Source organism: Mesorhizobium sp. M1334 (assembly GCF_040317995.1).
Taxonomy (GTDB): domain Bacteria; phylum Pseudomonadota; class Alphaproteobacteria; order Rhizobiales; family Rhizobiaceae; genus Mesorhizobium.
The window spans coordinates 79,718-86,762 of record NZ_JAMYLM010000022.1; the positions used below are offsets into that span (position 1 = coordinate 79,718).

General features: G+C 58.8%; 4 protein-coding genes and 1 pseudogene. 2 read left to right on the plus strand and 3 right to left on the minus strand.

Translation table 11 applies throughout. The annotated features are described in order from the left end of the window. Nucleotides 1-28: 28 nt before the first annotated feature. Complete coding sequence (locus tag NKH17_RS27070) at nt 29-2,086, minus strand: HAD-IA family hydrolase (RefSeq protein WP_352972777.1); 2,058 nt, start codon at nt 2,084-2,086, stop codon at nt 29-31. A 226-nt stretch (nt 2,087-2,312) separates the two neighbouring features. After that, a complete protein-coding gene (locus NKH17_RS27075; protein ID WP_352972779.1) occupies nt 2,313-3,335 on the minus strand; it encodes a hydroxymethylglutaryl-CoA lyase-like TIM-barrel protein in 1,023 nt (340 codons plus the stop codon). Between the two features lie 626 nt (nt 3,336-3,961). Between NKH17_RS27075 and NKH17_RS27080 the strand changes: the two are divergent. After that, a pseudogene (locus tag NKH17_RS27080) lies at nt 3,962-4,678 on the plus strand (transposase). A gap of 362 nt (nt 4,679-5,040) precedes the next feature. On the opposite strand, the gene NKH17_RS27085 reads toward NKH17_RS27080, so the two are convergent. Next, complete coding sequence (locus NKH17_RS27085) at nt 5,041-6,066, minus strand: IS110 family RNA-guided transposase (RefSeq protein ID WP_352823862.1); 1,026 nt, start codon at nt 6,064-6,066, stop codon at nt 5,041-5,043. A 202-nt stretch (nt 6,067-6,268) separates the two neighbouring features. Between NKH17_RS27085 and NKH17_RS27090 the strand changes: the two genes are divergently transcribed. Beyond that, nucleotides 6,269-7,045 (plus strand): IS110 family RNA-guided transposase (locus NKH17_RS27090; RefSeq protein WP_352972781.1); only part of this gene is annotated, 777 nt, incomplete at its 3' end.

Consider the following 7,045-nt stretch of genomic DNA (forward strand, 5'->3'; position numbering starts at 1 on the left):
CACCTCCCTCATAATCGTGCTGCCGCGTTCAACCGCTTTCGCCAAGATGCGCCTTGTCCTCGCCGCAATTGTCGCTCGAAGCTACCCAAACCTGATTTGTCGTGCTGGAATGCTTCGCCGATCGGAGATGTGGACACAAACTGCCGTCGAAGATCTGACTGAGGCTCTTTGCGACATAATCGGGGGCGCCGTTCTGGTCTTGACGCAACTGGCCGCGGTTGTTGAGACCAGTGGTTACGAGAAGTGCGTCGAGCCCGGCAGCCTTTGCGCCCCTGATGTCAGTGTCAACCTGATCGCCGACCATCAAAAGACGGTCGGTACCGGCCCGAGCGATGCATTCTTCAAAAATCGCTCTTCCTGGCTTGCCCATAATCTCTACTGAGATTGGAGGAGCTTCGAACGGCGCCAGTCCTGCTTGAAGCATTGGCCCTATTATGCTTGGTCCAAAGACGAGCGAGCCATTCTTGCCAGGATAAATGATGTCCGCGTTTGCCGCTATCATACGCGGCATCTCGCCCGTCTCGATCAGTCTGCGTTGAAAGGTGGACAGGATGTGATCGGCCGCCCGTTTAAAATCGAAACCTCCGTCATCGAGCACTACGAGCGTGTCGAATGTCTCCGCCGTATCAGCGCAATGAAGATTTGGATGCCTGCCGAATATGTCATGCGCAGCGTGTGCACTGCCCACATACGAAACTAGTCGCCCGGCTCCCAGCTCTTCGAGTACGCGACGTCGCGCAACACCGCCCGCAGACACGATGCGATCGACCGCCGGAATCGGAAGTCCCGCGCCGCAGAGACGTGCGCATATTGTCTCAACCGATCCACTACTGATATTCGTCACGATGTAGTATGGCTGACCGGACATATTAAGTCGGGCCAAGATATCAGCGGCGCCAGGCAGGGCCTCATTTTCACTGATCAGAACCCCCGTTGCGTCGAAAAGTATCGCGTCATAGCAATCTGCCAGTGTCTGGGGAGTTGGGCTCTCCGGGGCGACGGTTAGAGGACAGGCCGTCTCCGTCCTTGGCTCGACCGCGCGCGCCTGAGAGGGCGTAAAGCAGCCGTGACGCACAACCCTAGCCTCGGATGGTATGCTGGCCCCGCGCGCCTCGCTATACGCCCAGGCGAGCCACTTGCATAAGATACCCAAGTCATCTGCCTCGATCGTTGGCCCCGCCCATATCCGAAATCCTGGCGGCGCGTCACCGTAGCTCCAGATGTCAAATGCCGCACCTTCTACTTCGAGTAGACGGATCATCTCCGCAACGGTTCTACCGTCGTCCTCCTTTTCGCCGGCTGCGAGCTGCTCTCGTACAAGCTGAAGAGTAATTGAACAGGTGGAGCGTGCTACCGGATTGGTGCAAGTCCAATCAATCCAAGGAGTAGAGTCCACCCAGTCGGCCATCACAGCATAATTACTGGCAACCCTTTTCAAAAGCGCGGGTAATCCACCACACGCTTCGGCCCAGTCGAGCGCAGAGTGGATATCCTCGACTGCGAACATGCTGGGGGTCGAGATCGTGCGGCCACCAAAGAACGCTTTGTTTATAGATCCGTTAGCGTTGTGCAGTCTCATGAGCCTGGCTACGGGCTTCCGTCCGCCGACCCTCAGCCGTGCCTGGGCCCGAGGCGAGAGCGCGATCATGCCATGGCCCCCTTCGCCTCCAAGTGCCTTCTGCCATGACCAGCACAGAACATCGATCCGATCGAAGTCGATGTGCCTCGTAAAAGCTGCAGAGACGGCATCTGCGATCACAAGCCCGGCACGGTCAGGAAGAATCCATTCAAGATCCGGTGGACAAACGCCGTTGCTGGTGCCGTTTAGCACTAGAACGATGTCGTGATTGGGATCGATCCCGCTCGTGCTCGGAAAATCTCCGAAAGCACAAACGTGCCGCCTTTGGGGGGCAAGCGCCAACCCATCGATCTCGTTTGCCCAATACTGCGAGAAGCTATCCGACAAGAATGTCTCGACTGGAGACGGGCCGAGTAGATTTTGTAAGGCCATGCTGCAGGCCCCAGTGCCCGAACCGGGCACGATCCCGCAGAGCCAGTTGTCAGGCAGTTCTAACAAGGAGGCCATGCGCCTGATTACCTCTCCCAGCCGTTCTGCTCCCTCGGAGCTCCGGTGACTACGTCCAACGTAGCGCAGCATAGTTGGGTGCACGCTCCAACCAGGATGTTTACGGCAAGGGCCTGATGAAAACCGCGGATCGGACGGGCGGAGCGATGGTTTCGCAACAGCATTTGGTAAAGTCATGGCTTCCTCCAATGGGGAACAAGGGGCAGCTCAACAGAGATATCTGCGATCACGCGTCGTCCTTAGCCATCAGCGTTGCCAGCTTTTCATTGGCAAAACTCATCCGTTCATCGGCGCGGAGGTCCGACAGGCGCCTTATAATTGCGGCGTCAGACAATACCCCGCCCTCACGTAGCTTTTGAACATAGGACGGATGGATCAAGTTTGAGCCCGCGAATTGATATGCCGCGCTGCTGCCCCAGCCATACCGTTTGCGAAGCGGATCGAAGTGACGCAGGACGTGCTCGAGGAGTGCCCGTTCCTTGGATGTTTCGAGGCGAGTGAGAATCGGAAGGAGCTGCTCACTAGCCGCATTGCCGGCCCCGCGGCCCATGCCGCCCATGGTGCAGTCTATCCAAGTCGCTCCTGCCATCGCGGCGGCCACTGAATTGACCAGTGCATATCCGCGGTTGTCATGGCCGTGGAATCCAATGTCAGGCTCAATTCGATCCGCAAACCGGCCGACAAATTCCTGAACCCGAGTCGGCTTCATAGAGCCAAAGGAATCGGCAATATAAAGCACGTCGATCGTGCTGATCTGCTTTACCTCCTTGAGGCACATTCCAACTTCGGCAGCATTCGCTGCATCGATCTGCATGAGATTCAAAAACACACGGAAGCCCCTGTGAGACAACTCAGCGCAAATGTCCCGGCAAGCAGCCAAGTTGCTGTAGTGCGCCGCTACGCGGACGGTTGTGATATGCCTTGGCGCTAGTCCCTCTGTCAGGCGGATCACGGCAAGGGGTATAGGCAGTTCGCTCGCAAGCACATCCTTGGCATCGATCATCACGCATGCCTCGACTATGAGACCGGCAGCCACCTGTTCGGCCTTAGAGCTCGTCACACTGGCGAAATATCCATGGCTCTCAGGCTTTCCGGCGAGCCCCAGCTCGACCATGCGCACTGGGAGAGTGTTGATAGTAGCGACATAGTCCGACACCAAGTCCGGCGCGAAATCCCAACCTGTGTAGTAGCCACCGTCGCGCAAGGTGCAGTCCAGGAAGTTCACTTCATCTGGTATTGTGTTTAACATTGCCTAGCCTTCTCCAAATACCGCCACAACATCGAAGCATCCTGCACCAGCTCGCGGCGCAGCCCCCGTCGACATAGAGAATCCCCTGGTACGAGCGATGCAACTGCTCCGCTGTTTCGGCAACTCAAGCTGCTGGATCCGCGCCGTTACTACATCGATTGCGCGCCAGCACTTCGGCGCCTGTGCTGCGCAACCGATCCACTGCTCTTTCTAGCCGCCCCGGGTCCGCCCGCGGATGGAGAGGCGGCAACCTTCGTTAGCTAACTCCTCAGCTGTGGCTAAACCTAAGCCGCTGGAGGCGGCCGCCATTGCCACCATGCCGTCAGGCGCTATATCTATTTTGTCCCACAGTTAACATCACCACGCTTCTTGGCACCGTTGCAGACAGCCGAGCATATACCGTGCCAAACGAAAAAATCCGCTCAATACAGTAGGATACCCATCTGATAAAACTTCAGTTTGCTATAGCTGCGCATGATGATGACACAGATGCATGGAATCCGACGTAACTCCGCCCTCCTTGCTTTATGTGACCGGTCGCCCTCCGATAGGAGACACCGTTGGTAAGCAACTTAAAGCTTTCGCCGCAGGCGAATTGGTCGTGCACAATATCGACCGAGCTGTGGATGTGGACCGAACAGAGCCGTGGCCGGATGGCCAAGATCGCCAAGAAGACCAAGCGCTACCCGTCCGATCTGACGGATGGGGAGTGGGAACAGATTGCGCCGCTGATGCCCAAGCCTGGGCGTCGCGGCCGTCCGCGCGAGGTTGATTTCCGTGCGGTGATCAACGCGGTGCGCTACCTTCTGCGCTCCGTTGCAGCTGGCAGACCGCGAGCGAGCCGGGCGCGAGGCCAATCCCATGGCGGTCGTGATCGACAGCCAGTCTGTCAAGGCTCGGCAAGCGGAAACACAGGGGGGTACGACGCAGGCAAGAAGATTGTCGGCCGCAAGCGCCACATCGCCGACGATACGGATGGGCGGCTGTTGATGGTCAACCTCACCCGACATCTCCGACAGTGCCGGGGCTCAGGCGATTCTGGATGGCATCCGCGAGCGCTGGCCCGGGGGTGAAGCATCTGTTCGCCGACGGCGCCCACGACCAGCTGAAGCTTATGAATAAGGCCGCCTATCTGGAAACTTCGTGGTAGAGATCATCCGCCGATCCGACGACCAAAAGGGTTTCGAAGTCTTGCCCAGCCGCTGGTTGTCGAGCGCGTCTTCGGCTGGATGACGCGGTGGCGGAGGCTCGTGCGCGACTTCGAGCAGCGCATCGACGTCTCTCACGCAATGATCCTAGTCGCTATGGGCGGCAATCTTATCCGCAGAAACGCCCATCCCTGAATTCGTAACAGAGAAGGACTCTTAAAAGCGGTGCGGCAGCTCGCATCCCTGTCATCCTCACTTGGCGCCAGAGGCCAAGGTCAACGCGGTTATCGCTGCGCCACGTTACGCGGTAGTGATGGGGTTGTCTAATCGCCGCTGGGACGTCAAGCATGTAATTGCGTCGAGACGACGCTGCCGGGTGCATGGTTGTCTTCGCGGTCGACATCAGTCGCCGCATGATGGAGCTCCGCGGACGAGCCTTCAATGTGGACGACGCACTTTGCTGAGACAGCGGTGCAACCCCATCAGCGGAATGGCTCGGCTCACGTCCCGGCAGGGACGTCTCAGGCGCTCAGATCCTGAACGCTATTCGCAAGATTTCATGCTGTGGCGCCTGCATTTCGATCAAAGAACTCACCGGTCTTGAGCATCGAATGCATTATCACCGCCAGTTTGCGCGCCACAGCCACGGCAGCTCGTTTGAAGCCAACCCTCTCCCGGAGCTTGAGGCCCCACGTGCGCAGGCTGCTGTCGATCGAGCTGCGTGTCAGGATGACCGCCGCAGCCTCATAGAGAAGTCCCCGCAAATGTCGATCGCCGCGTCGGGATATATGGCCGTCATAATCGACTTCTCCCGATTGGTAGCGGCGAGTTGTCAGGCCGATCCAAGCGGCAACAGAGCGGGACTTCTTGAAGTTGCCCGGATCTTCAATGGCAGTGGCGAAAGAGGTTGCGGTAATGGCGCCGATGCCGGGGATCGACATGAGTATGCGGCATGCTTGGCTTTGACGTGCATCTGCGACAAGCTGGCGCCCAAGCTCGGCGGCACGGACGCGAATGCTGCGCCAGGCTTCCAACATCGGTAGGACGACAGGAGCAAGCTCGCTCTGATCGATAAGAAGGCTCCGGACATTCTTTTCGAATGTAGTTCCCTTACCGGCGGGAACGAGCAAGCCGAACGTTTTCATGATCCCTCGGATCTGGTTGGAAAGCTCGACGGTGATCCGGACCAGCCGAGTGCGTGCTGCCACGAGCGTGCGGGTCAACATACTGTCGAAGCCTTTCACGCGCACCTCGCGAAAGAATCCTGCTTCAGCAAGACGCGCCAAACCATCGGCGTCATTCGCATCCGTCTTGTTCGCCGCCATATCGAGAGCGGCTTTGGCATGGCGCGCATCGATGCAGATGGCTGGCAATCCCTCGGCGCGCAGCGCATGATAGAACCAAACTGACAGCGGGCCGGTTTCGAACACGACGCGCTTTGCGGCCGGCGCCCGCTTGCGGACAAGCTCGGCAATGATCCTGGGATCAGATGCGCACTTCCCGCGCCAGATCCGTTCGCCTTCACGGCGGATCGACACTGCCGTCTCTTTCATCGATACGTCGAGACCGATATGTTCTTCCATGGCTGTTCTCCGTTGATGCTGGGCCCGGCGTCCAGTCGTGAGCCCGTATTTCATCTTATCGGGGAACAGCCACCCTCCAAGGCTATGATCGGTTCCAGGGCGCGTCGCTCCCGCGATTACCCCATGTGGACGCCCCCTCGACGGCATCGATGTGCCAGAATGGTGGTGTTTGACAGCCACCGTAAGAGAGGGAGCGTCCACAATGGAAGTTAACACGATCGGGTTGGACCTAGCGAAGAATGTATTTCAGGCGCATGGAGCCGATGCGGCGGGCGCCATTGTTTTCCGCAAGCAACTGCGACGCGACAAGGTGCTTGCGTTTCTCGCTGGGCAGCCGGCCTGCTTGGTCGCCATGGAGGCCTGTTCTGGGGCGCATCACTGGGCGCGCGAGATCGGCAAGCTCGGGCACACCGTTCGTCTGATCCCGCCATCCTATGTGAAGCCTTTCGTGAAGCGGCAGAAGAACGACGCCGCCGATGCCGAGGCGATCTGCGAGGCCGCGCAGCGGCCGACCATGCGCTTTGTCGCCGTGAAGAGTGAAGAGGAGCAGGCGAGTGCGGCCGTATTCCGGGCTCGTGATCTGCTGGTGCGGCAGCGCACCCAGACGATCAACGCCTTGCGCGGCCATCTTGCAGAATATGGACTGGTCGTTGCCCAGGGCCGTTCACATACTGCCAAGCTGATGGAAAAGGTAGAGGATCCTGAGGGCGATCTGCCAGAAGCAGCCCGCCTGGCCCTCACCATGCTGGTCGATACGCTGAGATCGCTGGAGGAAAGGATCAAGCAGCTCGATGCCGAGATTGCACGACGTGCCCGAGAGGATGAAGACGTGCGGCGGTTGGCAACAATCCCCGGCGTTGGTCCGATAACGGCAACGGCTCTGGTTGCACTGGCGCCTTGCGCCGCAATCTTCCGAAAGGGGCGCGACTTCGCCGCTTGGCTGGGCCTGACGCCGCTGCAACGCTCAACCGGCGGTAAA